The sequence below is a fragment of the Pseudomonas sp. 9.1(2019) genome (assembly GCF_009910445.1).
Lineage (GTDB): Bacteria > Pseudomonadota > Gammaproteobacteria > Pseudomonadales > Pseudomonadaceae > Aquipseudomonas > Aquipseudomonas paraversuta.
The window spans coordinates 660,486-686,844 of the sequence record NZ_VBWF01000005.1 but is presented as its reverse complement, the minus strand read 5'-3'; the positions used below and the strand labels follow the sequence as shown (position 1 = coordinate 686,844).

26 protein-coding genes and 1 riboswitch are annotated in these 26,359 nt (G+C 59.9%); of the genes, 5 read left to right on the top strand and 21 right to left on the bottom strand.

The window, feature by feature from the left end:
* Position 1: 1 nt before the first annotated feature.
* The 9 genes from cobC to cobO form a co-directional block, all read right to left on the bottom strand.
* The gene (gene cobC, locus FEZ21_RS09240) at positions 2-577 is read right to left on the bottom strand and encodes an alpha-ribazole phosphatase family protein (RefSeq protein WP_003442755.1); all 576 of its coding nucleotides are present in this window, start codon (positions 575-577) and stop codon (positions 2-4) included.
* Positions 574-1,629: a nicotinate-nucleotide--dimethylbenzimidazole phosphoribosyltransferase gene (gene cobT / locus FEZ21_RS09235; protein ID WP_003442757.1), complete on the bottom strand. Its 1,056-nt coding sequence runs from the start codon at positions 1,627-1,629 to the stop codon at positions 574-576. The genes cobC and cobT overlap by 4 nt, the downstream gene beginning before the upstream one ends.
* A complete protein-coding gene (cobU, locus tag FEZ21_RS09230; protein WP_160626921.1) occupies positions 1,626-2,147 on the bottom strand; it encodes a bifunctional adenosylcobinamide kinase/adenosylcobinamide-phosphate guanylyltransferase in 522 nt (173 codons plus the stop codon). The genes cobT and cobU overlap by 4 nt, the downstream gene beginning before the upstream one ends.
* A 76-nt stretch (positions 2,148-2,223) precedes the next feature.
* A complete protein-coding gene (locus tag FEZ21_RS09225; protein ID WP_127196168.1) occupies positions 2,224-3,675 on the bottom strand; it encodes a cobyric acid synthase in 1,452 nt (483 codons plus the stop codon).
* Entirely contained in the window at positions 3,672-4,664 is a 993-nt protein-coding gene (gene cobD / locus FEZ21_RS09220) for a threonine-phosphate decarboxylase CobD (protein ID WP_160626919.1), read from the bottom strand. Before cobD ends, FEZ21_RS09225 begins: the two co-directional genes overlap by 4 nt.
* Positions 4,657-5,565, bottom strand: coding sequence for an adenosylcobinamide-phosphate synthase CbiB (gene cbiB, locus FEZ21_RS09215; protein WP_003442764.1), 909 nt, complete (start codon positions 5,563-5,565; stop codon positions 4,657-4,659). Before cbiB ends, cobD begins: the two co-directional genes overlap by 8 nt.
* Positions 5,562-6,212, bottom strand: coding sequence for a 5,6-dimethylbenzimidazole synthase (bluB, locus tag FEZ21_RS09210; RefSeq protein ID WP_003442766.1), 651 nt, complete (start codon positions 6,210-6,212; stop codon positions 5,562-5,564). Before bluB ends, cbiB begins: the two co-directional genes overlap by 4 nt.
* Positions 6,209-7,522: a cobyrinate a,c-diamide synthase gene (locus FEZ21_RS09205; protein WP_010655756.1), complete on the bottom strand. Its 1,314-nt coding sequence runs from the start codon at positions 7,520-7,522 to the stop codon at positions 6,209-6,211. Before FEZ21_RS09205 ends, bluB begins: the two co-directional genes overlap by 4 nt.
* A gap of 10 nt (positions 7,523-7,532) precedes the next feature.
* The gene (gene cobO, locus FEZ21_RS09200) at positions 7,533-8,144 is read right to left on the bottom strand and encodes a cob(I)yrinic acid a,c-diamide adenosyltransferase (protein ID WP_003442773.1); all 612 of its coding nucleotides are present in this window, start codon (positions 8,142-8,144) and stop codon (positions 7,533-7,535) included.
* A gap of 79 nt (positions 8,145-8,223) precedes the next feature.
* Positions 8,224-8,467, bottom strand: a riboswitch (cobalamin riboswitch).
* Positions 8,468-8,576: 109 nt separating this feature from the next.
* Between cobO and FEZ21_RS09195 the strand changes: the two genes are divergently transcribed.
* Positions 8,577-9,884, top strand: coding sequence for a sorbosone dehydrogenase family protein (locus FEZ21_RS09195; protein WP_037001549.1), 1,308 nt, complete (start codon positions 8,577-8,579; stop codon positions 9,882-9,884).
* Positions 9,885-9,935: 51 nt separating this feature from the next.
* On the opposite strand, the gene FEZ21_RS09190 is transcribed toward FEZ21_RS09195, so the two are convergent.
* The 5 genes from FEZ21_RS09190 to FEZ21_RS09170 all read right to left on the bottom strand — a co-directional run bounded on the left by FEZ21_RS09190 (position 9,936) and on the right by FEZ21_RS09170 (position 14,525).
* The gene (locus FEZ21_RS09190) at positions 9,936-10,475 is read right to left on the bottom strand and encodes a C40 family peptidase (protein ID WP_160626917.1); all 540 of its coding nucleotides are present in this window, start codon (positions 10,473-10,475) and stop codon (positions 9,936-9,938) included.
* Between the two features lie 144 nt (positions 10,476-10,619).
* On the bottom strand, positions 10,620-11,243 hold the full coding sequence (locus FEZ21_RS09185; RefSeq protein WP_010655754.1) for a C40 family peptidase: 624 nt from the start codon (positions 11,241-11,243) through the stop codon (positions 10,620-10,622).
* Positions 11,244-11,478: 235 nt separating this feature from the next.
* Entirely contained in the window at positions 11,479-12,183 is a 705-nt protein-coding gene (gene hda, locus FEZ21_RS09180; RefSeq protein ID WP_003442781.1) for a DnaA regulatory inactivator Hda, read from the bottom strand.
* 227 nt (positions 12,184-12,410) lie between these two features.
* Complete coding sequence (locus FEZ21_RS09175) at positions 12,411-13,484, bottom strand: AI-2E family transporter (protein WP_003442784.1); 1,074 nt, start codon at positions 13,482-13,484, stop codon at positions 12,411-12,413.
* Between the two features lie 33 nt (positions 13,485-13,517).
* The gene (locus FEZ21_RS09170) at positions 13,518-14,525 is read right to left on the bottom strand and encodes a DUF2066 domain-containing protein (RefSeq protein ID WP_160626915.1); all 1,008 of its coding nucleotides are present in this window, start codon (positions 14,523-14,525) and stop codon (positions 13,518-13,520) included.
* A 378-nt stretch (positions 14,526-14,903) separates the two neighbouring features.
* Between FEZ21_RS09170 and purM the strand changes: the two genes are divergently transcribed.
* The 4 genes from purM (at position 14,904) to FEZ21_RS09150 (ending at position 17,842) form a co-directional block, all read left to right on the top strand.
* On the top strand, positions 14,904-15,962 hold the full coding sequence (purM, locus tag FEZ21_RS09165) for a phosphoribosylformylglycinamidine cyclo-ligase (protein ID WP_003442788.1): 1,059 nt from the start codon (positions 14,904-14,906) through the stop codon (positions 15,960-15,962).
* Positions 15,962-16,612 carry a phosphoribosylglycinamide formyltransferase gene (gene purN / locus FEZ21_RS09160; protein WP_003442790.1) on the top strand — a complete coding sequence of 217 codons (651 nt, stop codon included), beginning with the start codon at positions 15,962-15,964 and terminating at the stop codon, positions 16,610-16,612. Before purM ends, purN begins: the two co-directional genes overlap by 1 nt.
* 8 nt (positions 16,613-16,620) lie before the next feature.
* Complete coding sequence (locus FEZ21_RS09155) at positions 16,621-17,334, top strand: DUF3108 domain-containing protein (RefSeq protein WP_003442792.1); 714 nt, start codon at positions 16,621-16,623, stop codon at positions 17,332-17,334.
* 325 nt (positions 17,335-17,659) lie between these two features.
* Complete coding sequence (locus tag FEZ21_RS09150) at positions 17,660-17,842, top strand: hypothetical protein (protein WP_003442797.1); 183 nt, start codon at positions 17,660-17,662, stop codon at positions 17,840-17,842.
* A gap of 102 nt (positions 17,843-17,944) precedes the next feature.
* On the opposite strand, the gene FEZ21_RS09145 is transcribed toward FEZ21_RS09150, so the two are convergent.
* The 7 genes from FEZ21_RS09145 to FEZ21_RS09115 form a co-directional block, all read right to left on the bottom strand.
* Entirely contained in the window at positions 17,945-18,490 is a 546-nt protein-coding gene (locus FEZ21_RS09145; RefSeq protein WP_003442800.1) for a DUF2058 domain-containing protein, read from the bottom strand.
* 22 nt (positions 18,491-18,512) lie between these two features.
* Entirely contained in the window at positions 18,513-19,346 is an 834-nt protein-coding gene (gene mazG / locus FEZ21_RS09140) for a nucleoside triphosphate pyrophosphohydrolase (RefSeq protein WP_003442803.1), read from the bottom strand.
* Between the two features lie 95 nt (positions 19,347-19,441).
* Positions 19,442-21,694 carry a GTP diphosphokinase gene (gene relA, locus FEZ21_RS09135; RefSeq protein ID WP_003442805.1) on the bottom strand — a complete coding sequence of 751 codons (2,253 nt, stop codon included), beginning with the start codon at positions 21,692-21,694 and terminating at the stop codon, positions 19,442-19,444.
* Positions 21,695-21,813: 119 nt separating this feature from the next.
* Entirely contained in the window at positions 21,814-23,166 is a 1,353-nt protein-coding gene (rlmD, locus tag FEZ21_RS09130; RefSeq protein WP_160626913.1) for a 23S rRNA (uracil(1939)-C(5))-methyltransferase RlmD, read from the bottom strand.
* Positions 23,166-24,068 (bottom strand): cysteine synthase CysM, encoded by a 903-nt coding sequence (gene cysM / locus FEZ21_RS09125; protein WP_029612294.1) that lies wholly within the window; start codon positions 24,066-24,068, stop codon positions 23,166-23,168. The genes rlmD and cysM overlap by 1 nt, the downstream gene beginning before the upstream one ends.
* A 201-nt stretch (positions 24,069-24,269) precedes the next feature.
* Positions 24,270-25,634, bottom strand: coding sequence for a sensor histidine kinase (locus FEZ21_RS09120; RefSeq protein WP_160626910.1), 1,365 nt, complete (start codon positions 25,632-25,634; stop codon positions 24,270-24,272).
* Entirely contained in the window at positions 25,624-26,352 is a 729-nt protein-coding gene (locus FEZ21_RS09115; RefSeq protein ID WP_010655749.1) for a response regulator transcription factor, read from the bottom strand. The genes FEZ21_RS09120 and FEZ21_RS09115 overlap by 11 nt, the downstream gene beginning before the upstream one ends.
* Positions 26,353-26,359: the final 7 nt, after the last annotated feature.

Here is a 26,359-nt window from a genome sequence, read left to right as displayed (position 1 = left end):
CTCAACCCTCTTCGCTCAATACGCCGCTCGCTGTCACACGCAGGCCGAACAGCGCACCATTGACCACCTGCACCTGCAACAAGTGCTCACGGGGCAGACCCCGGGCCCGGGCCAGCAGCAGTTTCATCACCCCGCCGTGGCACACCACCAGCACCCGCTCGCCGGCAAACTGTTGCTGCAAACGGCTGACCGCTGACAGCACCCGCGCCGAGAACGCCAGCACTGGCTCGCCTTGCGGCGGAGTAAAGCCGTAGGGGTCTGTCCAGAACAAGCCCAGCGCCTCGGCATCGGTCTCCATCAGCGCGGCAGGACTACAGCCTTCCCATGCACCAAAATGCAGCTCCTGCAGGTCCTTGTCGAAAGACACCGGTAACGCCAGCTGCTGGCTCAATTCCCGCGCGAACAAGGCACAACGCTGCAATGGCGAGCTGACAATACGATCCCACGGCCCGCGGCCTTTGACCGCCTCCCGCATCTGCTCCCAGCCCAGGGCCGTCAGCGCGTCATCGAGACTGCCACGCAGACCGCCGCCCAGTTCGGTTTCACCATGGCGCAACAGATCCAGCTGCACACTCATGCCGGGCGGTCCGCCACGGAGGCCTCGGCAAAGGTCGCCATCTGCCCGTGCAGGTCGCAGGCAAGACGCACCAAGGGGACCGCCAGCGCAGCACCGCTGCCCTCGCCCAGGCGCAAGCCGAGGTCGAGCAACGGTTGTGCCTGCAGGCTTTCCAGCACATGGCGATGCCCCTGCTCGGCGCCGCGATGGGCGAAGATCAGCCACTCTCGGCATTCGGGATTCAAGCGTACGGCGACCATGGCCGCAACCGTGCAAATAAAGCCATCGACCAGCGCCACCAGGCCTTCTTGCGCACACGCCACATAGGCCCCGGCCAAGGCTGCAATTTCAAAGCCGCCCAAGCGAAACAGAGTCTGCAACGGGTCATCCAGCAGCCCGTCGTGGAACGCCAGCGCCTGATCGATCACCCGGGCTTTATGGCTCACACCCGCCGCATCCAGACCGGTACCCGGCCCCGTCAAATGCGCAGCCGGGCAATCGAGCAGCGCACAGGCCACGGCACTGGCCGACGCCGTATTGCCGATACCCATTTCACCGCCGATAAACAACTCACTGCCCGCTGCCAGTGCACGCAATACGCTGTCACGACCCGCCTGCAGAGCTTTCAAGCCCTGACTGTCGGTCATCGCCGCGCCCGTGGCAAAGTTGGCCGTGCCGGCCCCCAGCTGCAAATGCCGGACCCCCGCCAGATTGAGCATCGGGGTAACAGTGCCCAGATCCACCACATCCAGTTGCGCGCCCAACTGACGGGCCAGCACGCTGATTGCCGCGCCGCCGCTGACAAAGTTGTGCAGCATTTGCCCGGTGACCGCTTGCGGATAGGCCGATACACCCTCCGCCACCACGCCGTGATCACCTGCAAAAATCGCAACCCATATTTGATCGGCACGGGGTTTCAACTGCCCCTGCAACCCGGCCAGCTGCACTGCCAAAGCTTCCAGCTGGCCCAAAGAACCTGCCGGCTTGGTCAATTGCTGCTGACGCTCGGCCGCTGCCATCGACATTGCATGATCAACCGGCTTGCACGGGGTCAGCCACCACGGGGTATTCATAGTGCAGTTCCTTTCAACGTCAGGGGCAGGCCCGCCACCGTCAGCACTACTCGCTGACAGCGCTCGGCCAAGGCTTGATGCAACCAACCGGCTTCATCGACATAGCGGCGAGTCAATTCGCCCAGCGGTACGACACCCATTCCGGTTTCGTTGCTGACCAACACGATTTCACCCGGCAGTTCAGCCAGGCACTCCAGCAGCGCATCACGCTCGGCGCTCAGGCGCTGTGGATCTTCAAGCAGCAACAGGTTGGTCAGCCATAGCGTCAGGCAATCCACCAGCAGAAAAGAATCTGCCCGGGCGTTGTCGCGCACTACCCGGGCCAGCTCCACCGGCTCTTCAACCAGCGCCCAATGCCCGGGGCGGCGCTCACGATGGTGACGCACGCGCTCGTTCATCTCACCGTCCAGCGGCTGGCTGGTGGCAATATAGGTGACGGCCAGACCGGACCCGGCCGCGAGCTTCTCGGCCAGGCGACTTTTCCCCGAGCGGGCTCCGCCCAGAATCAGTTGCAGCATGTTTTGGAACCTCTAGCAGAAGAAGGCGCTCTGGCCACTGACGCTAACGCAGGCAAGCCGGGCCCCCGCAGGGATATCAGAGCCCGCATAATTGACGAAGCAGCCCGGTATCCAGATGGTTTTGCACCAGGTCCGCCAGGCGTTCGATATCCCGCTCACGCAGGGCGTGGTAATCCACCGATTGCACGTCCTGCAAGCCGGCCCAGCGCAGCAAGGCACTGCAGGCCGCAGGCGACTCGAACAAGCCATGCAAATAGGTGCCGAAAATTTGCCCGTCGGCGCTTTGCGCGCCGTCACAGCGGCCATCTTCCAGTTGCACCGCCGGCCGCTCCAGCGCCACGCCGGTAGTCACCCCCGCATGGATTTCGTAACCACAGACTTCAGCGTTTTCCAGAGCCAGATGCCCGCGCACATTGCGCAGCTGCTTCTCGGCGGCGAGCTCGGTGCTGAATGCCAGCAACCCCAGCCCCGCGCTTGAACCCGCAGTACCTTCCAGGCCCAACGGGTCGTGAACCTGCTCGCCGAGCATCTGTAAACCGCCGCAAATCCCCAGCAACTTGCCGCCATAGCGCAAGTGACGGTTGATGGCAGTGTCCCAGCCATTGGCCCGCAAATAGGCCAGATCGCTGCGCACGCTCTTGGAGCCCGGCAGAATGATCAAGTCTGCAGCCGGGATGGGCTGGCCCGGCCCGACAAACTGCAAGTCCACCTGCGGGTGTAAACGCAGCGGGTCGAAGTCGGTGTGGTTACTGATACGCGGCAGCACCGGCACTACCACCCTGAGCACTTGATCCGCCTTGTCGGTCTGACGCTGATCAATGCCGTCTTCGGCCTCGAGGTGCAAATCCATCACATAGGGCAAGACCCCGATCACCGGCTTGCCCGTGCGCTGCTCGAGCCAGTCAAGACCGGGCTGGAGCAAGGCAATGTCGCCACGAAAACGGTTGATGATGAAGCCCTTGACCCGTGCCTGCTCGGTTTCGCTGAGCAACTCCAGAGTGCCGACCAGATGCGCGAACACGCCGCCGCGGTTGATATCGGCGATCAGGATCACCGGGCAATCCACGGCTTCGGCAAAGCCCATGTTGGCGATGTCACCGGCACGCAGGTTGATCTCGGCAGGCGAACCCGCGCCCTCGACCATCACCACCGGGTACTCGGCACTCAAACGTCGATGCGAGGCCAGCACCGCCTGCATGGCAATGGCCTTGTAGTCGTGGTAGGCCACCGCGTTCATGCTGGTCACCGCACGACCATGGATAATCACTTGCGCGCCGGTGTCACTGTTGGGCTTGAGCAGCACCGGATTCATATCCGTGTGCGGCGCCAGGCCGGCCGCCTGCGCCTGAACTGCCTGAGCCCGGCCGATCTCGCCGCCCTCAGCGGTTACGGCACTGTTGAGTGCCATGTTCTGCGGCTTGAACGGCACCACACGCACACCCTCACGGGTCAGCCAGCGGCACAAGGCCGTGACCAGGGTACTTTTACCGGCATCGGAGGTGGTGCCCTGCACCATCAAAGTACTCATGCAACTTCCTTGGTGTAGGCCAGCAACGTCTGCTCCAGCCGCAACCAGTCAGCCTCGGTGGCCGGCAGACCGAAACGTACGCTGCTGTTATGGGCAAACAGACGCAGCAAAATGCCGCGCTGGGCCATGAATTCGTAAAGACGGTCGGCATGGGGCGTAATCAGCCACTGAAACAGCGCGCATCCGCCCTGGGGCGGCAAATCATGTACGCCAAGCAATCGCGCCAGACGCCCGCTGGCCAGTACGCTGCGCTCGCGCTGCAGCGCCTGGGCTGCGGTGTCTAGCAGGCAGGCCTGACCGATAATCCGGGTCGGCCCGCTGACGGCCCATGGCCCGACTTGTTCGGCCAGCAATTTGAGCAATTTGAGCTCCGCCAGAACAAAGCCCAGGCGTATGCCGGCCAGGCCAAAGAACTTGCCGAAGGAGCGCAACACAATCAGTCCGGTACGCCAGCTCTGGGCCGACAGACTCAAATCCGGCGTGTTGTCCATAAAGGCCTCGTCCACCACCAGCCAGCCTCCGCGCTGGGCCAGCCTGGCGTGCCATTCCAGCAGGCGCTCGGCGGACAGGCTCAAGCCTGTGGGGTTATTGGGGTTAACCACCACCAGTACATCCAGGGTATCGAGGTAGAAATCGACTTCCTGTTCCATGATTTCGCGCACGATGTGCCCGCTGCGCCGCCATGCCTCAGCGTGCTCGGCATAACAGGGCGACAGTACACCGACCTTGCCCCCCCGACGCAGGCGCGGCAGCAACTGAATGGCGCACTGCGAACCCGGCACCGGCAACACATTGGGTGCGCCGTAATAGGCACAGGCCGCATGCTCAAGCCCGTCGTCGGTTTCCGGCAAGCGCGCCCAGGCACGCTGATCAATCTCGGGAATTGCGAATGGCCAGGGCGCCAGGCCACTGGACAGGTCCAGCCAGTCGGCCTCGGCAATGCCGTAGTGCAGGACTGCCTGGCGTAAACGTCCGCCGTGCTCAAGCATAGAATTCACTCCCCACGCACAGGATCAATAACCACAACCACACCCCGCGTTGCACCAACTGCCAGCCGCGATTGATCGAATCGGCATCCGCCGGCGCACCTTCGCCCAATTGCCCGCGCTCGTGCAGTTCACCGTGGTAAATCGCCGGGCCGCCCAACTCGACCTCCAGGGCACCTGCGCCCGCCGCCATCACCGGCCCCGCATTAGGGCTGTCCCATTGCGGCGCCTGTTTGCGCCAGCACTTAAGGGCCAGTCGGGTTTTACCCAGTACGGCGTAGGTCAAGGCAACCAGACGCGCAGGAATGTAGTTCAGCACATCATCGATCCGCGCAGCCGCCCAGCCAAAACGCTCGAAGCGTTCGTTGCGATAGCCCCACATGGCATCCAGGGTATTACTCAAACGATAGAGCACTACACCCGGCGCACCGGCCACGGCAAACCAGAACAAGGCGGCGAACACTGCATCGCTGCCGTTCTCCAGTACCGATTCAGTGGCGGCGCGGGCCACTTCAGTCGCATCCAGTTCGCTGGTCTGGCGACTGACCAGGTAGCCGACCCGGGTACGGGCTTCGTCCAGATCATTGCTGCGCAGGGCTTGTGCCACCGGCTGCACGTGCTCGCCCAGACTGCGCATGCCCAGCGCGCAATACAGCGCCAGAATGTCCACCAGCCAGCCGATGTAAGGCAGCCACGACAAGGCTGTGGCCAGGATCGTAAATGGCACAACCGCCAGCACCCAGGCTGTCACGCCATGGCTGCGCCAGCCCCGGCCACCGGAATTGAAACGTTGTTCGATACGCTCAGCCATCCGGCCAAACGCAACCAGTGGATGCCTGCGCTTGGGCTCACCGAACAGCGCGTCCAGTGCCACTCCGGCGACGCACAGCAACGCCACACTCATGGGCTCACTCCCCAATAATTCTCATAGACCAGTTCACTCAAGGGACGCGCTTTGGCCCATCCTTCGAGTATCAGCATAGGTGCTGGATAAAAGCTCTCGACCGGGCCCAGGCACAGTACAGCCAACGGCTTGGCGCCCGCAGGCAAACCCAGCAGCTCTGCCAGCGCCCGGGGTTCGAACAGCGACACCCAGCCCATGCCCAAGCCCTCGACCCGGGCGGCCAGCCACAGGTTCTGGATCGCACAGGACAAGGATGCCATGTCCATCTCCGGCAAGGTCCGGCGACCGAAAATGTGCTTCTCACGGTCATCCATCAACGCAGCCACCAACACTTCGGCGCAATCGTTGATCCCCTCTACTTTGAGGGTCATGAAGTCATCGGAGCGCTCACCCAACGCTTCAGCAGTGCGTACCCGCTCTTCTTCCACCAGGGCTTGCACCTTGCTGCGCAACTGGCGATCGCTGATGCGGATGAACCGCCACGGCTGCATCAGGCCCACACTGGGGGCCTGATGCGCGGCTTCAAGCAGCCGTGATAACAGTTGAGGAGCCACCGTGCCACCGCTGAAGTGCCGCATGTCGCGGCGTTCGGCGATGGCGCGATAGACAGCGGCTCGCTCGTCAGGACTGAATGCGTTGTCGCTCATGACACCTTCACGGCACAGGGCGCGAACAACGCAGCAATGGCCTGGGGATTGGACGGAAAGTAAAAGTGCACATAAGACGCTGTCATCCGCCCGTCACGATACACCGCTTCAGCACCACGCCCGCCATTGGGGCTCAGGCCCCGGGCAATGGGCTCAAGCTCAGTAGTGGTCAACGAGTGATGGTAGGTGTGACCGCGCAGCAGCCCTTCGGGCATCTCGACCGCCTGCAACGCCAGTGCCGCCAGGCGCTTTTGCATGGTCGCTTCACCGGCCAGCAGCCCCACCAGCTCGGCACGCTGGCCGTCGACGTCGGTCAGGGCATCCAGCAGATAGAGCATGCCACCGCATTCCGCAAGCAAGGGTTTGCCCGCAGCATGGTGCGCGCGAATGGCCTGCAGCATCGGCGTATTACGCGACAGCTCAAGGTGATGCAGTTCAGGATAACCGCCCGGCAAATACAGACTGTCAGCCTCGGGCAAGCGGGCATCGTGAATCGGCGAGAAGAACAGCAATTCGGCGCCCATGTCCCGCAACAGCGCCAGGCTCGCGCCATAGGTGAAGGCGAAGGCTTCATCCCGGGCCACGGCAATACGCACTCCGGCCAATAATGGCTCGGCAGGTACCAACTGCGGTGCAGCGAACTCCACCGCCGGTGGCAGCGCTACCTCACAGGTGCTGGCCAGGGCTGCGGCTGCCGCATCAAGGCGTGCATCCAGATCATTCAACTCGCTGGCCTGGACCAGGCCCAGGTGACGGCTTGGCAGTTCGATTGCGGTTTCACGGGACAGCGCGCCATACCAGCGCAGACCTTCAGTCAGGCTTCCCTCCAGCAACTGCGCATGGCGCACGGTACCGACGCGGTTGGCCAGCACCCCGGCAAACGGCAAGTCCGGCTGATACCGCGCCAGGCCCAACGCCAGCGCACCAAAGGTCTGGGCCATGGCGGTGCCATCAATCACGCCCAACACCGGCACGCCAAAATGACGCGCCAGATCAGCGCTGGACGGCGTGCCGTCGAACAAGCCCATCACCCCTTCAATCAGAATCAGGTCCGCTTCACCTGCGGCTTCCCACAACAGGCGGCGGCTTTCATCGGCGCCCACCATCCACAAATCCACCTGATACACCGGCGCCCCGCTGGCGCGCTCGAGGATCATGGGATCGAGAAAATCCGGGCCACACTTGAATACCCGCACCTTGCGCCCTTGATTGCGATGCAATCGGGCCAGGGCGGCGGTGACGGTGGTCTTGCCCTGGCCCGAGGCCGGTGCGGCGATCAATACCGCCGGGCAATGACGCGACTCTCTCATGCTTGAACACTCACAATTCGATGCCTTTCTGGGCTTTGATCCCGGACTGGAAGGCATGTTTGATCACACCCATTTCGGTCACGGTATCGGCCAGGTCTATCAGTTCAGGTTTAGCGCCGCGTCCGGTGACCAATACATGCTGCATCGGCGGACGGGCTTGCAGGTCGCTCAACACTTGCTCGAGGTCGAGATAGCCGTGCTTGAGCGCAATATTCAGTTCATCCAGCACCACCAGACCGATGGAGGGGTCGCGCAGCATCTCGCGGGATACTTCCCACGCAGCCTCGGCCGCGGCGATATCACGCTGGCGATCCTGGGTTTCCCAGGTAAAGCCTTCACCCATCACGTGGTAACGCACCTGTTCCGGGAAACGGCGGAAGAAAATCTCTTCGCCGGTGCTGTTGCGACCCTTGATGAATTGCACCACACCGCACTGCATGCCGTGGCCCATGGCCCGTGCCAGCATGCCAAAGGCCGAACTGCTTTTGCCTTTACCGTTGCCGGTCAGTACCAGCAGCAGCCCGCACTCGTTAGGGGCGCTGGCAATGCGCTCATCCATTACGGCTTTTTTGCGCAGCATGCGCGCCTGGTGACGTTCGTCGCGTTCGGGGGATTCGTTCATGGCAGCTCTCCGTTGGGGCTCAATCATGCAAACGGGAGGCGGGGGACATTGCAACAAAAAGCACACCATCGCCCGCCGCGAGGTGTTGGATGGATCAGGCCGGTCTCCGGGCTCACAAGCGGGATACTCCAGACGGAGCAACCCTGACCACGCGTCTTCCCGTGCAAAAACACAGTGACATCGAGCGCAGCCTTTACTCATTTACCGTTGCGGGGGCAGCGCCGGGATCAAAGCGGTTGTGTGGATCAAACACGCCCTCACCGGCTTCCCTGTTTCACCCTGTCGACCTTTGGCCACAGAGCACCTGAAACAAGCCGCGAAGGTTAGAGGGTTGGGGGTGGAGCGTCAATTAAAGCCGGCAGCAACGACTTGAACCTTTGAGCAGCTACGCTCCTCTATGACTGACAAGCCCAAGAACTGATGGAGATCTTCATGCTCAAGCGCCAGCACGCCATTGTCATCGTACTTGCAGCAGGGTTGGCCGCCTGTGGCGAGAGTTCGACCCTGCAAGTGGTGGATGGCACCGGCCCTTCACCCAAGCTGCCGGAACCGAACAAGACGCTGATTCCGACAGTCAACATCGCACCGGCCATAGGCTGGCCCGAGGGCACTACGCCGACTGCCGCCCAGGGACTGAAAGTGGCAGCCTTCGCCGAAGGTCTTGACCACCCCCGCTGGCTCTACGTGCTACCCAATGGTGATGTGCTGGTGGCAGAAACCAATGCACCGCCCAAGCCGGATGACAGCAAGGGTATCCGCGGCTGGGTGATGGAGAAAGTCATGGGCCGGGCCGGGGCCGCAGTCCCCAGCGCCAACAGGATCACGCTGCTGCGCGACAGCAACCATGACGGCGTGGCAGAAACCCGCACGGTTTTTATCGATAAGCTCAACTCCCCGTTCGGCATGACCCTGGTGGGCAATGATCTGTATGTCGCAGACGCCGACAAACTGCTGCGCTTCCCCTATCAGGCCGGCGAGCAATCCATCAGCGCCCCGCCGACCAAGGTCGTCGACCTGCCCGGCGGCCCGCTGAACCACCACTGGACCAAAAACGTCATCGCCAGCCCGGATGGCAAAAAACTCTATGTCAGCGTGGGTTCCAACAGTAACGTGGGCGAAAACGGCCTGGACAAAGAGCAAGGCCGCGCCGCGATCTGGGAAGTGGACCCGGCTACCGGCAGCCACCGTATTTTCGCTTCGGGCCTGCGCAACCCCAACGGCATGGACTGGGAGCCCAAATCAGGAAAACTCTGGACTGCGGTTAACGAACGCGACGAAATCGGCAGCGATCTGGTGCCTGACTACATCACCTCGGTACAGGATGGCGGCTTCTATGGCTGGCCTTTCAGCTACTACGGGCAACACGTGGATACACGGGTTAATCCACAAAACCCGGAGCTGGTGGCCAAAGCCATCGCGCCGGACTATGCCGTGGGCCCGCATACGGCATCCCTGGGGCTCAGTTTTGCGACAAACAGCAAGCTGCCCAACTTTACCGAGGGCGCATTTATTGGCCAGCACGGCTCCTGGAACCGCAAACCCCACAGTGGCTATAAAGTGATTTTCGTGCCGTTCACTGAAGGCAAACCTGCCGGCATGCCGGTGGACGTGCTGACCGGTTTTCTCAATGCCGATGAGAAAGCCATGGGCCGCCCGGTAGGGGTAGTGATTGATAAACAGGGGGATCTGCTGGTTGCCGATGATGTTGGCAACAAGATCTGGCGGGTGTCCGGGAAATAAACTACAGGAGCGAGCCGCTCAAGGGCTCGCTCCTACTGGTTCGGCTTTGGCTTACGGGTTGTGGGCCAGATGCTGCTCGGTCGGCAGTACACGCTTGGCCTCCAGATAGGCTTTCTGCCAGTAGGCCTTGTTCAGGCTGTCCAGCTTGACCGTGCCGCCTGTTGCAGGCGCATGCACGAAGCGGCCCTCGCCGACATAAATCCCGGCATGACTGACCCGGGAACCACCACTGGTAGCGAAAAACAGCAAGTCACCGGTTTGCAGCTTGTCTTTGCCAACACTCTGCACCCGCATCACGATCATCTCGCGAGTGGTACGGGGCAAGGAAATACCTGCGGCATCGTTGTAGACGTACTTGATCAAACCACTGCAATCAAAACCGGAATCCGGGGTATTACCGCCCCAGCGATAAGGCGTACCGACCAGCCCCAGGGCACGGAACAGCACATCCGTAGCAATCGGCGAAGCGTCTTCAGGGGAGTTGGAAAACACCACCTGCTTTTGCACCACGGGGGCTGGCGGGGGGTGGCTGGCGCAGGCACTGAGCAGTGCTGCTAGAGTCAGAAGGGCAACGCGGGCCATGGTCGACATAAACAGAATGTTCCTGATTCTGGATACGGCTACTGGGGCCGCGAAACCCGAAACCGCGACAGGGGGCACCTTCGCGGCTTCAGGAATTAACTATGCGACTGAATTCTAGACCTTAGAGGCCAAACTTCAAGTAAGACTTTAACTTTACTTGCGCGCTACAACGTTTGTAGGCGCCATCGCCAATGCACGCTTGGCTTCCATAAAGGTCTTGTTCCAGTAGGTATCGCCCAGGCTGTCGATCCGCACACCACCGCTACGGCGGCTGCTGGAGTGAATAAACTGGTCATCGCCCAGGTAAATCCCGGCATGGCTGACACGGCCGCGACCATTGGTGCTGAAGAACAGCAAGTCACCCGGCTTGAGGTTGTTTCGCGCGACCAACGGTGCTTTTACGTTGATCATTTCCCGCGTTGAACGGGGCAGTTGCATGCCCGCTTCTTCTTTGAACAGGTAGCCGATGAACCCGCTGCAATCAAAGCCTGCCTCAGAGGTGCCGCCAAAACGGTAACGGGTACCGATCAAGGACATGCCACGCTCAAGAATGCTGTCAGCCAGGGCTGGCAGTTCATAAGGCTTGCTGTTGGCGGAAAATTGGGCCAGTTCTTTTTCAGTCGCCAGTTCTTCCTGATAAACAGCGGAAGCCTGGGACGCTGATGGCTTTTGAACCTGTTGTTGCACAACTTGCTGTGACACTGGTGTGTGTGCAGCGCAGCCGAACAACAGGGTAACGAGTGCGAGGGGCACGAGGGGTGCGAAGCGCTTTAGCATGGGCACGACCGTGGCTTGAAAGAAAAGTAGCCGCGACTATGCCTTCTATGATCCTCATTTGCAAATTCAATCGATCTAAATGTGACCTGAGCGTTTTGTCATGACATCTAAGACTTTACACCCCTGACAATCGATTTTGTGCGCGCAGCCCTCTGCCACGCAGGTTTTCTGACGCCTGAATATTGTCAGCAGCCCTGCAGGCACACATGACAAGGCGTGGACGAACGAGGGCGAGTTACCAGCCGAGGGTTTCTTTCAGGAAGGGGATGGTCAGCTTGCGTTGCGCTTGCAGGGACGCCTGATCAAGCCGCTCCAGCAGATCAAACAGCGCGCTCATGCTGCGGGTACCGCGGGTGAGGATAAAATGCCCCACCTCGTCGGTCAGGTGCAGGCCGCGACGGGATGCACGCAATTGCAAGGCGCGCAATTTGTCTTCATCGGACAGGGGGCGCATCTGGAAAACCAGAGCCATGGTCAGACGTGACTTGAGGTCGGCCAGCTTGATCGGCAACTCACGGGGCGATGCCGAAGCTGCAATCAACAGGCGGCGCCCGCTGTCGCGCAGACGATTGAACAGGTGAAACAGCGCTTCTTCCCAATCAGCACGTCCGGCCACCGCCTGCAGGTCGTCCAGGCAGACCAGCTCGTACTGTTCAAGGTTATCGAGGATTTCAATCCCGCGATCCTGCAACTCGGCCAGCGGCAGATAGACTGCCGGCTCCCCCATCTGTTCAAAGCGCAGGCATGCAGCCTGTAGCAAGTGCGTACGGCCTACGCCCTGCTTGCCCCAAAGATAGATCAGGCTTTCTGTCCAGCCGGCGTCGGCTTCGCACAGACGCTCGACATAGCCTAGTGCAGCGGCATTGGCGCCTGGATAGTAGTTTATGAAGGTAGCGTCATCACGCAGACGCACACCTAGGGGCAGCTGAATCGGTTTCATGCTGACTGAACAGTTCAAACGAACCGTTAGTGGCCTCTGTGTAAAGTTTGCAAAGTTTATACCCGTGTAGCCGGGCGCACAATGTAACAGACCACGAACAAAATCAAAGGTTTGCGTTAAGGTCTTGGATTGAATGAGCTTTATCTCATGGATAGGCAAAATCACGGGGGAAGAAAAAAGGCCGGTTCATTGCAGAATGAACCGGCCTTCGTCAAACCCTCACACCGTTACAGCTGAGGATCCTCATCGCCTTTGTATACCTGGGAGTCCTTGTACGCATCCTGCACATGGCGCACAAGCACCATGATCACGGCCGCCACCGGCAGCGCCAGCAACACCCCGGTAAAACCGAACAGCTCGCCACCGGCCAGAATGGCAAAGATCACCGCTACCGGGTGCAGGCCGATCCGGTCTCCCACCAGCAATGGCGTGAGCACCATGCCTTCCAGCGCCTGCCCGACCATGAACACCGCCACGATGCCGAGCATCGGGTACAGGTCACCGCCGAACTGGAACAGGCCTGCGGTCAACGCCGCGCCGATCCCGATGATAAAGCCCATGTAGGGCACGATGGCCGCCAGACCTGCCATCAGTCCAATCAACAGCCCCAGCTCAAGCCCGACCAGCATCAGCCCGGCCGAGTAGATAACCCCCAGCGCCAGCATCACCAGCAACTGACCGCGAACAAACGCACCGAGTACGTCGTGACATTCTTTGGCCAGGGACACAATCCGCTCTTCACTGTCACGCGGCAGCAAATTGCGGATTTTTTCCAGCAAGATGTTCCAGTCCCGCAACAGGTAAAACGCCACCACCGGAATCAGCACCAGATTCGCCAGAAAGCCTACCAGCGCCAGACTTGAAGCGGTCGCCTTGGACAACACCACCCCGACGATGTCGCCGGCCTGCCCCACGTGCTCGGTGATCGCCGCCTTGATCTTGTCAAACTGCCAGAAGCCGTCACTCAACCCGAACTTGGCCTGTACCCAGGGCATGGCCGTGTGCTGCAGCCAATCCAGCACCAGAGGTGCCAATTGATAGAGTTTCAGCAACTGCTTGGCCAGCAACGGCACCAACACCAGGAGCAGAGTCATGAAAATGACGGTGAACAGCGCGAAAACCGTGACGACGCCCCAGGTTCTTGAAAAACCGTACTTTTCAAGACGATCAACCACAGGGTCGAACATGTAGGCCAGAACGATCGCGACCAGAAACGGCGTGAGTATTGGATGCAAAAAATACACGAACAAGGCCGCTGCAAACGCTACGCCCCACCATACCCAACGCCGCGAATCTGCCATGAACTACCCATCCTTTATATAGAAGAAAAAAACCTACCAGCGAAACCGTAACTGCACGCCCGGCGCATCAGTTGCGCCCTGCGCCTGATCAGCAGTCACTTCATGCAACTGGGCCAGGCCCAGCTGTGAGCGCAACTGTTCGGCACTACCGTTGACCTGATAAACAATGCGGTCACCCTCGACGCTTTTGAGCTGACCACCAAACGGCTCGAGCAAACGCCCCAACTGCGCGTAACGCTCCAGCGTCATGCCCTGCACCTGCAGCAACTGCTCAGTGGAAATACCGGGCTTGACTGCATAGCGCGGGGCCAGCCGCTGACTCACGGCCAGCATCACCGCATCAGCCAGAGCGGCCTGATCGGACGCTTCAGCAGTGCCTTGTTCTTGCTGATCGCCAACCCATAGACGCCACTTGGCGCTCCACTTGCCATCATCCTCACGGGCATGCACGGCCAGCAACGCATCTGCGCCGTAACGCTCGGAAGCATCCTTCAAGGGGGCCGGGTTACTGCCCTCGAGATTTTCCGCAGTTCCGACCAGTTGCTCACTCAAGTCCGCCAACGGCAGGCGCAGCGGCAGACCGCGGTGTTGCGCCGCGAGCCGCAAAGGTCCGGCAGCCGACTGGCCATCACCGACCAGGCTCGATCCGTCAACCGAATCATTCAACCACCAGCCGAGCAGCGCCGGACGGTTGGTGCCCCACAGCGACAATCCGGCCTGGCGCAGAGCCCGGTCAGTGCTCACAGGATCGAAGTCAACTTGCAGGCTTTCGGGCGGGCCTGCGTCATAACCGTATTGGCTGATGATTTGCTGCGGGTCTTTGCGAATCGCTTCCAGCGCCGGGTTCTGTACAGCCTTGGCATCGCCCGTGAGGCGCAAAACCAGGGTTTCCAGGGCCTTTTGCGTGGCCTGGGTACGTTCTTCTGGCGTTTGACTGGAGACCGGTTCCCGAACTTGATACAGACCGGTCAGAATTTCGGCGTGACTGGCCAGGCTAAAAAATGACAAACAGCCCACAGCTAAAAATTGATGAAAGCGCATGAAAAATTCCCGACGGCAAAAGACACTATAAAAGCCGTATAAAAACACTCGACAAGGCTTCAGACAGGGCCGCAGCCGAATCATTCACCCCAACCCAGCAGTTTTCATTCGGTATAACAAATAGAAACCAGACATCTATACCTTATACAGGCCCGGGCACAGACCCTAATACGACTAAAAAAGGTTTTTTTCGACAGATATAACCCTGCCTGTCGGCCCGAGGATGGCCGCTGCCCTTCAAGCCTGATAAAATCGCGCGCCTTCGCAGACCGGCAACAGCCGGGCGCCATGTAAATGCTCCGTTCAATACCTGAGCACGTGCAAGCCAGCCCTCTGAACTCGGTCGATACCCCCGAATCCCCCCTAAAGGCCTGGATTATGAGCAAGCAACCATCCCTGAGCTACAAAGACGCCGGTGTAGACATCGACGCCGGTGAAGCATTGGTCGAACGCATCAAGAGCGTGGCCAAGCGCACTGCACGCCCGGAAGTGATGGGCGGCCTCGGCGGTTTTGGCGCCCTCTGCGAAATTCCGGCTGGCTACAAGCAGCCTGTTCTGGTTTCCGGCACCGACGGTGTAGGTACCAAGCTGCGCCTGGCACTGAACCTGAACAAACACGACAGCATCGGCATCGACCTGGTTGCAATGTGCGTTAACGACCTGATCGTGTGCGGCGCAGAGCCACTGTTCTTCCTCGATTACTACGCCACCGGCAAGCTCAACGTAGAAACCGCGACCCAGGTGGTTACCGGTATCGGCGCTGGCTGTGAACTGTCCGGCTGCTCGCTGGTAGGCGGCGAAACCGCTGAAATGCCGGGCATGTACGAAGGCGAAGACTACGACCTGGCCGGTTTCTGCGTTGGCGTTGTAGAGAAGTCCGAAATCATCGACGGCTCCCGGGTTGCTGCCGGTGATGCCCTGCTCGCCCTGCCATCTTCGGGCCCGCACTCCAACGGTTACTCGCTGATCCGCAAGATCATCGAAGTGTCCGGTGCCGACATCGAAAATATCCAGCTCGACGGCAAGCCGCTGACCGATCTGCTGATGGCTCCGACCCGCATCTACGTCAAGCCGCTGCTCAAGCTGATCAAAGACACCGGCGTTGTCAAAGCCATGGCCCACATCACCGGTGGCGGCCTGCTCGACAACATCCCGCGCGTTCTGCCAAAAGGCGCTCAGGCGGTAGTTGATGTTGCCAGCTGGCAGCGCCCGGCGGTATTCGACTGGTTGCAGGAAAAAGGCAACGTGGCCGAAACCGAAATGCATCGCGTGCTGAACTGCGGCGTAGGCATGGTGATCTGCGTAGCCCAGGCCGACGTAGAGACCGCCCTGAACGTACTGCGTGAAGCTGGCGAGCAGCCATGGGTGATCGGCCATATCGAAACGGCCGCCGAAGGCGCGCCACAAGTTGAGCTGCAAAACCTCAAGGCGCACTAATGCCTGACACCTGTGATGTAGTGGTGCTGCTTTCCGGCACCGGCAGCAACTTGCAGGCCTTGATCGACAGCAATGACATCAAGGACAGCCCGGCTAAAATTCGCGCGGTGATTTCCAACCGCGCAGATGCCTACGGCCTGCAACGCGCCAAAGACGCAGGTATCGATACCTGCGTACTGGATCACAAAGCATTCGAGGGCCGCGAGGCCTTCGATGCTGCACTGATCGAAGTCATTGACACTTTCAAACCGCAACTGGTGGTTCTGGCCGGATTCATGCGCATTCTCAGCGCAGACTTCGTACGCCACTATCAGGGTCGCCTGCTCAATATCCACCCCTCGTTGCTGCCCAAATACAAAGGCTTGCATACCCATCAGCGCGCGCTGGAGGCGGGTGATCGCGAGCACGGCTGCAGCGTGCACTTTGTAACCGAGGAACTCGATGGCGGGCCTCTGGTCGTACAGGCAGTAGTGCCGGTAAAGTCCGACGACTCGCCACACAGTCTGGCGCAACGGGTTCATACCCAGGAACACCGGATTTATCCGCTTGCAGTGCGCTGGTTTGCCGAAGGTCGTTTGGCACTTGACGAGCAAGGCGCATTATTAGACGGTCAATTACTTGCGGCCAGCGGCCACTTGATACGAACCTAGGAGACATTATGCGTCGTGCCCTGCTCCTCGCCCTCAGCCTGCTGACTATTCCAGCAGTGCAGGCGGCCGATCTTCAGCCTTTCAACGCCAGCTACACCGCAGACTGGAAACAGTTGCCGATGAGCGGTTCTGCCGAGCGTAGCCTGACTAAAAACAGCGACGGCAACTGGACCTTGAACTTCAAGGCCTCGATGCTGGTGGCCAGCCTGAACGAAGAAAGCACCCTCAAGCTGGAAAAAGACAAGCCGGTTCCGCTGACCTACCACTTCGAACGTGGCGGTCTGGGCAAGGCCAAGAACATCGATCTCAATTTCGACTGGTCCGACATGACCGTCACCGGCACCGACAATAAAGAGCCGGTAAACGTGAAGTTGCTGACCGGCATGCTCGACAAGTCCACCTACCAACTGGCCCTGCAGCGCGATGTGGCTGCGGGCAAAAAGTCGATGAGCTATCAGGTGGTCGATGGCAACGATGTGGATACCTATGACTTCCGCGTCATCGGCCCGGAAGTGGTCGAGACCAAAGCCGGCAAGGTAGACGCGATCAAGGTCGAACGTGTTCGCGACCCGTCCCAGAACAAGCGCATCACTGAAATGTGGTTCGCCAAGAACTGGGATGGTCTGCTGGTAAAACTGCGTCAGGTCGAAAAAGACGGCAAGGAATACAACATCATGCTGCTGGACGGCACGGTGAATGGCAAAACAGTCAAGGGCAACTAAGCGGCAAGCCCTGAGCTGCAAGCTGTAAGACAAAACCTCGCTTCGGCGAGGTTTTTTCGTTTCTGAACCTCATATCTGAGTGCAAAGCGCTATCCCCGCAGGAGCCGCCTCTCCTGCCATCAGAAAGCCTTCCAACATGAAACATTTGTCATAAAACTATTGGATCATTTCGTAAACACCCCGTAGTTAAAGGGCTGCAGCGATATGACGTTTTTAACAACATGACAGCATGACAATTGGCTATTTACTTAGGAAGCTAACAAATTCTATAAAGAAGACCTGCGACGCCTTGCCGCAGATCCCCATCAGAATTTGGAGCAAGCAGATGACTATCAAAGTAACTGAACGCGACGATTCACGTATGTTCCACCAGCTTGTGGCCCACGGTATTCACCTGTGGGACGTGCATCAGGAAGACGTACTGGTTGGTATGTTCCACCGCGAAAGCGACGCTCAAAGCTACAAGGCTGAGCTGGAAAAGCTGGAAGCGCAGAAACATCAGGCATGAGTCACTAAAACCACAGACTTGAAAAACACAAACCCCGCCGAAGCGGGGTTTGTCGTATCCGGGGCAATCAACACCTGCAGGAGCGAGCTCGCTCCTGCGGGGTTACCACATCAGGTCGTCCGGAATCTGATAAGCCGCGTACGGATCGTCTTCTTCCGGCGTCTTCGACTCCACCAGGATGTTGAGCTGGACAATACGGCGCGGGTCGCGCTCCTGGATCTTCAGTGCGGCCTCACGGGGAATCACTTCGTAACCACCCTGGTGCTGCACAATTGCCAGCGAACCATTGGCCAGCTTGTTGCGCATCAAGGTGTTGACCGACAGGCGCTTGACCTTCTTGTCGTCAACGAAGTTGTAATAGTCCTCGGTGGTCAGCTTGGGCAGACGCGATACTTCGATCAGTTGCTTGATCTGCGCCGCGCGGGCCTTTTGCTCGACCTTTTCCTGTTGCTGACGATTGAGCTCCTGGTCGCGCTTGACCTTTTCGGCCTTGGCTTCGGCAGCCAGACGCTGCTGAGTATCGTCCTGCTCAATCTGGCCTTTGTGTACCAGGCGTTGCTGCTTTTGCTTTTCTTTGCCGGCCTGTTTGGCCTGCTTCTCGTTGACCAGTCCGGCTTTGAGCAACTGGTCGCGTAGGGAAATGCTCATCTACTTACTCACTTAGGCAAACTCAGCCGCAGCTGGGTAAATTCTTTTCCTGACGCTTGGCTTCGCCCCACAGGGCGTCCAGGTCTTCAAGGGTGCAATCTTCAATGGGACGCAGGGTATCGCGCAATGCCTGCTCAATAAACCGGAAACGTCGGTCAAATTTAGCATTGGCACCGCGCAAGGCTGTTTCGGGATCAACTTTAAGGTGCCGGGCGAGGTTTACCACTGAAAACAGCAGGTCTCCAATCTCATCATGGATCGCCACCGAATCGTTATCCGCCATGGCCTCCAGCACTTCGTCCAGCTCTTCACGAACCTTGTCCAGTACCGGCAAAGCAGCAGGCCAGTCAAACCCGACCTGAGCCGCGCGCTTTTGTAACTTGGCGGCCCGGGACAAGGCCGGCAAGGCCACAGGCACGTCATCGAGCAACGACAACTGCTCGGGTGCCGCAGACTTTTCTGCTCGCTCCTGGGCCTTGATCTCATCCCAGCGCACCTTGACCTGCTCTTCGCTCAGGCGCGGCACATCCAGCGGCGCATACAGATCGCCAGTCGGGAATACATGGGGATGACGACGAATCAGCTTGCGGGTAATGCTGTCGATCACCCCGGCGAATTCAAACCGCCCTTCTTCGCGGGCCAGCTGGCTGTAATACACCACCTGAAACAGCAGATCGCCCAGTTCGCCCTGTAAATGCTCGAAGTCGCTGCGCTCAATGGCATCAGCCACTTCGTAGGCTTCTTCGAGGGTATAGGGCACGATCGTGGCGTAGGTTTGCTTGATATCCCACGGGCAGCCGTACTGCGGATCCCGCAGTCGGGTCATCAAAAACAGCAAATCGTCCAAGGTATGCATCAGGATCCTTCAGTTTTTTAGCGGCAAGCTGCAAGAGAAAACCAAGACAGACCGCGCCCGGCTTTAACTTGCTGCTTGCTGCTCAAAGCTCGCCGCTAGCGTGGCTCGCTGCGCCCTATGCGGCGGGTTTCGATGATGTTCGGCAGCTGCGAAATCCGCCCCAGCAAACGCCCCAATGCATCCAGCCCCGGGATCTCGATGGTCAAGGACATCAACGCCGTGTTGTTCTCCTTGTTCGAGCGGGTATTGACCGCCAGCACGTTGATCCGCTCATTGAGCAGCACCTGGGACACGTCACGCAACAATCCCGAACGGTCGTAGGCACGGATCTCGATATCGACCGGATAGGTCGAGACCGGGATCGGCCCCCAATTGACCTGAATGATCCGCTCTGGCTCACGACTGCCCAGTTGCAGCACCGAGGCGCAGTCCTGACGGTGAATGCTCACACCACGACCCTGGGTGATGTAGCCGACAATCGCATCGCCCGGCAGTGGCTGGCAGCATCCGGCCATTTGGGTCAGCAGGTTGCCCACGCCCTCGATCTGGATATCTCCACGCTTGCCCGGCTTGTAGCCGGTGGCCTTGCGGGGAATGAGCTCCATCTGCTCGTTGCCGCGCTCCGGCTCCACCAGCTGTTGCGCCAGGTTGATCAGTTGCGCCAACCGCAGATCGCCGGCACCGAGGGCCGCGTACATGTCCTCGGCGGTTCGCATGTTGGCTTTGTCAGCGAGCTTCTCGTAGTCCACACCCGGCAAGCCCAAACGGCTCAGCTCGCGCTCGAGCAAGGTTTTACCGGCGGCAACGTTCTGGTCGCGGGCCTGCAACTTGTACCAGTGAACGATCTTGGCCCGCGCCCGGGACGTGGTGATGTAGCCCAGGTTCGGGTTCAGCCAGTCGCGGCTCGGCGTGCCGTGCTTGCTGGTGATGATCTCGACTTGCTCACCCGTTTGCAGGGTGTAGTTGAGCGGCACGATGCGCCCGTTGATCTTGGCGCCACGGCAGTTGTGGCCGATCTCGGTATGCACCCGATAAGCGAAGTCCAGCGGTGTGGAGCCTTTGGGCAAGTCGATCGCATGACCGTCAGGGGTGAAGATATAAACCCGGTCCGGCTCGATATCGACCCGCAGCTGCTCGGCAAGGCCGCCAATGTCTCCCAGCTCTTCGTGCCATTCCAGCACCTGGCGCAACCACGAGATTTTCTCTTCGTACTGGTTGGACCCGGCTTTTACGTCGGTGCCCTTGTAACGCCAGTGTGCGCAAACCCCCAGCTCCGCTTCTTCGTGCATGGCGTGGGTGCGGATCTGCACTTCCAGCACCTTGCCTTCAGGCCCGATCACCGCAGTGTGCAGCGAGCGGTAGCCGTTTTCCTTGGGGTTGGCGATGTAATCGTCGAACTCTTTGGGAATGTGTCGCCACAACGTGTGGACGATACCCAGCGCGGTATAGCAGTCGCGCATCTCCGGGACCAGAACCCGGACCGCACGCACGTCATAGATCTGGCTGAAGGCCAGGCCCTTGCGCTGCATTTTGCGCCAGATGGAATAGATATGTTTGGCCCGGCCGCTGATATCGGCGTCAACCCCGGTGGCCACCAGTTCAGTGCGCAACTGGTTCATCACGTCACTGATAAAGCGCTCGCGATCAAGCCGGCGCTCATGCAGCAAAGTGGCAATCTGTTTGTACTGTTCAGGCTCGAGGTAGCGGAAGGACAAGTCCTCCAGTTCCCACTTGATATGGCCGATACCCAGACGGTGTGCCAGCGGCGCGTAAATATCGAACACTTCGCGGGCAACCCGGTTGCGCTTTTCATCCGGCGCATTCTTGACCGCACGAATGGCGCAGGTGCGCTCGGCCAGCTTGATCAGTGCCACACGCACGTCATCGACCATGGCGACCAGCATCTTGCGCAGGTTTTCGACCTGGCCCTGGGTGCCCAGCACCATGGACTGACGGGGACTGAGACTGGCGCTGATGGCCGCCATGCGCAGCACGCCATCAATCAGTTTGGCCACCACCGGACCAAAGCGCTGACTGACGGCAGGCAACTGCACCTGCCCTTCGCGAACACAGCGGTAAAGAATCGCTGCCACCAGAGAGTCTTGATCCAGCTTGAGATCAGCGAGAATCTCGGCGATTTCCAAACCGGTGCGAAAGCTCGACATGCCTTCGGCCCACAGGTTTTTAGCCGCATTGGCCTGCTGTTCCGCCTCACGCGCAAACTCGCACGCTTCCTTCAAGGCTTCACGGTCCAGCGCCGCATCGACACTCACCGCGTGATCAAGCCATGCCTCGAGGTTGAGACTGCCGTCGGTGTTGATCGGCTGGTGTGCTCTGACCTGTACCATCTTGCTTACCTTCCCTACGACACAGATTCAATGTGTCAAAATCACCGCCCCTAATACCAACCACGCGCTGCAGGGCTCAGCAGCACGGGGTTGCGGGCCAGTTGAAATAGACAGACGTCCTAGTCTGCTTCAAATAACGCCATCGCCTCGACATGCGCTGTTTGCGGGAACATATCGAGGATTGCGGCACGTTTTAACCGATAACCCTGCTTCATCAACTCAAGGGTGTCGCGCGCCAGCGTTGCCGGGTTGCACGACACATACACCAAACGTTTGGCACCCAGCCCCGCCAGTTTGCGCACCACTTCATAAGCCCCGTCACGCGGCGGGTCGAGCAGTACGGCGGCAAAGCCCTCTTTGGCCCAGGCTGCGTCGTCCAGCGGCTGCGACAAGTCCGCCTGGAAAAACGCTGCATTATTCAGCTTGTTACTGACCGCGTTTTGCGCGGCGCGTTCGACCATGGTCGCAACACCTTCGACAGCCACCACCTCGCGCACCTGGCTCGCCAGCGGTAATGCGAAGTTACCCAGCCCACAGAACAAGTCAAGAACCCGTTCATCAGCTTGCGGAGCAAGCCACGCTAATGCTTGAGACACCATCGCTTCGTTGACGCCGGCGTTGACCTGAACAAAATCACCCGGGCGATAGGCCAACTCCAGATTCCACGTCTGCAAACGGTAGCCCAGGTTCTGGTTCACATCGACCGGCTGTGGCCCGGCGTCGCCATGCAGCCACAGCTGGGCGTCATGGGTGCGGCAAAATGCGTGTAAAACCTGCATGTCGGCATCGTTAAGCGGTGCCATATGACGCAGCAACACGGCAATCGCCGAACCGCTGAACAGTTCGACATGCCCCAAAGCCTTGGGATTGCTCAGTTGACGCAACATGGCAGGCAACCCGGCCATGATAGGTTGCAATGCCTGTACCAACACCAAACAGTGATCGATGGCCACGATGTCCTGACTGCCGGCAGCGCGGAAACCGACCTCCAGGTGCTTGGCCCGCGCATCCCAGCGCACGGCAATGCGTGCCCGGCGGCGATAGCCAAACTCGGGGCCGGTCAGCGGCGGCGCCCACTCCTGAGGTTCGACACCGGCCACGCGGGACAGTTGCTCGGCGAGCATGCGCTGTTTAAGTGCAAGCTGCTCTTCATGGGGCAAGTGTTGCAGGCTGCAACCACCGCATTTACCTGCATGGGCACAAGGGGCCACGCGCCGTACGTCGCTGGCCTTGAACACGCGCTCGGTACGCGCTTCGACGACTTTACCGTGCGCCCCCAGAACCCGTGCTTCTACTTCCTCTGCGGCCAGGGCGCCCGAGACAAACCAGGTACGCCCTTCTACAAAGGCTATGCCACGGCCATCGTTAGCCAGACGCTCGATGTTCAAACGCTGTTTTTTGCCCACAGGCACTTGCGCAGCCTTGGTACCGCCAGCTGGCTGGAAGCGCAGCCCTCTTTCTTGCTTAGCCATCAGTTCGGCTCATCGTAAATGCCGGTCGACAGATAACGATCGCCCCGGTCGCAAATGATCGCGACCATCACCGCATTTTCGACTTCCTGGGACAAGCGCAGCATCGCTGCCACTGCCCCGCCTGAAGACACACCGCAGAAAATGCCTTCTTCCCGGGCCAGGCGACGCGTCACGTCTTCGGCTTCGCGCTGGGCCATGTCGACGATCCGGTCAACCCGGTCGGCCTGATAAATCTTGGGCAGATACTCATGTGGCCAACGACGGATGCCCGGAATGGCGGCGCCCTCCATCGGCTGCAAACCGACGATCTGCACGTTCGGGTTTTGCTCTTTGAGATAGCGCGAAACGCCCATGATGGTGCCGGTGGTACCCATCGAACTGATGAAGTGGGTGATCGTACCCTGGGTCTGGCGCCAGATTTCCGGGCCGGTGCTGGTGTAATGCGCCTCGGGGTTATCACCGTTGGCGAACTGATCGAGCACCTTGCCACGGCCTTCGGCCTGCATCTTGTCGGCCAGGTCGCGGGCCCCTTCCATGCCCTCTTCCTGGCTGACCAGAATCAGCTCGGCGCCATAGGCGGTCATGGCGGCCTTGCGCTCGGCACTGGAATTGTCGGGCATGATCAGGATCATCTTGTAGCCCTTGATCGCGGCAGCCATCGCCAGCGCAATCCCGGTATTGCCCGAGGTGGCTTCAATCAAGGTATCGCCGGCCTGGATCTGGCCGCGGTTTTCGGCGCGGCTGATCATCGACAGAGCCGGGCGATCCTTGACCGAACCCGCAGGGTTATTCCCTTCGAGCTTGAGCAACAAGGTATTGGTGGTGTCTCCCGCCAGGCGCTGCAAGCGCACCAGCGGGGTGTTGCCGACGCAATCGGCGATAGTTGGGTACTGCAATATCATGGCGTATTCGCAATCCAGACCGCGGGGCCGCACATCATACCGACAAACGCCCACAGCCCATATCACGCAAAGTACGGTGCTTATGGCGAAAGGCTATAAGCCTCCCGGGCAAACACTGCAAACCCGGTGGCAGACGGCTTGCCTGTGAGGTGAACAACCGGGGCTGGAAAACCCCCAGCGCCGGCAAGCCCCCACAAGTAATCAGGACTGCCCGGAACTGGCCGGTAACCGGATATGCACCCGCAAGCCCGGCCCGACATTTTCCGCCCACAAACTGCCGCCCTGCAGCCGCAGCGCATTGCGCGCAATGCTCAGGCCCAGACCAAAGCCACCATCACCCGGGCGTGAACCATCGAGCCGGGTAAAGGGGGCGAAGATCCGTTCCAGCTCTTCAGCCGCCACCCCGCCGCCCTGATCATCGAGCCACAAATGCCACATCTCGCCCTCGCGCTGCCCGTTCAGACTGACAGTACCTTCGGCCGGAGAGTGACGAATGGCATTACGCAGGATGTTCTCCAGGGCCTGGGCCAGGCTGTTCAAATGCCCTCGCACCCAACAATCAGCTTCAACAAAGCAGGGCAACCGCGATTGCGGCCAGCCACTTTCAAAGCCGGCGTTTTCAGTGAGCATCTCCCACAGCGCCTGGATCTGAATGTCTTCCACCGGCAACGGCCCGCGTTCGGCATCCAGCCAGGCCAGTTGCAGGGTGTCTTCGACCAGCCGCTGCATGCCATCAACTTCACGGCCCAGACGTTCGCGCAGGGCCTCAAGGTCCTGCTCGCTGTCACAGGCCACCCGCAGCCGACTCAAAGGCGTTCGCAGCTCATGGGACAAGTCGCGCAGCAGTTGTTGCTGCTGGTTGACGGTACTTTGCAGGCGCTCGGACATTTGATCGAATGCCCGCCCCAGGTCCCCCAGCTCGTCCTGACGGCTGGTGGTCTGGCTCGACAGCCTTGTACCCAGCTGATCGGCCCGCCAGGCGCTGGCCTGCTCGCGCAAATGGTTCAGCGGCACGATCAGTAAGCGGTACAGCCCCACACATAGCAGCAACGTGAACAGGCCCGGAATCACACCGTTGGTGAGAATGCGCCAGATCAGTTGCGAATGGCCCGGCATAAAGCGCTGGGGCAGTTCAATAATCAGGTACCCCGCAGAAGTATCCTTGGGGAACGGCACCTTGATCCACGGCCGGGCCGTTCTGACGTGGCTGATGGGCCAGTCCAGACCGCGCAGAAAGGTCATTCGCTGACTTTCGGTCTCGCTCAACGGATAACTGCTGAGTGCTTGCAGGTCCTGCCCCACCACACCGATCCAGCCAGGCTCCTTGCGCCCCATCTTCTGCAACCACTGGTCGACACCCGCTTGCTGGCCGGTCTCCCAGGCGCGTTCGGCCTCCCCCGCATAGCGCACCAGGGTGCTCTGTGCCAGCTCGGTTAAATAGCCGGTGCGCTTGTCCATGTAGCGGCCCCAGGACCAACTGAGCCAGATCATCAACAAACAAAAAGCCACCAGCAAACACGCCAGTTTCCAGAACACCGAATGCTTGCCGGGCACCTTACAGCGCATCGCTGGCACTCAAGACGTACCCCTTGCCCCACACCGTACGCACTTCCCGTGTGTGGTAGCCGATGGTTTTGAGTTTTCGCCGGATCTGGCTGATATGCATGTCCAGGCTGCGGTCGTGGGCCGCATAGCCGCGCTGCAGCACCTGTTGATAGAGGAATGCCTTGCTCAGTACTTCATCGGGATTGCGCTGCAGCGTGTCGAGCAAACGGTATTCACTGCGGGTCAGGCCGGCCCATTGCTGGCCATAGCGCACATCGGCAGTTTCTTCATCGACAAACAGCTCGCACTCGCCCGGGGCCCCATCCGCCACCGGTGCCTGGCGCGGCATGCGGTCCAGCGCGACCCGGCGCAGGATGGCCTGAATCCGCACCCGCAATTCGGCCATGCTGAACGGTTTGGGCAAGTAGTCATCGGCTCCCAGCTGAAAGCCGCTGATACGATCCGCCTCGGCCCCCAGGGCAGACATCAGAATCACTGGCAGTGCATGGGTCTGGCGCAATTGCGTGAGCACCTGCAGGCCATTCATGCCCGGCAGCAGGATATCCATCAGCACCACGTCAAACGGTTCTTGCCGGGCACGTGCCAGCCCCTCCTGACCGTTTTGACACCAAACGACCTCAAACCCGCAGCGCAGCAACTGCTCATGCAGGTAGGCGCCCAGAACAGGGTCGTCTTCTATCGCCAACAGGCGGGACGGGCTAACAGCTACGGGATTCATTAGCGTC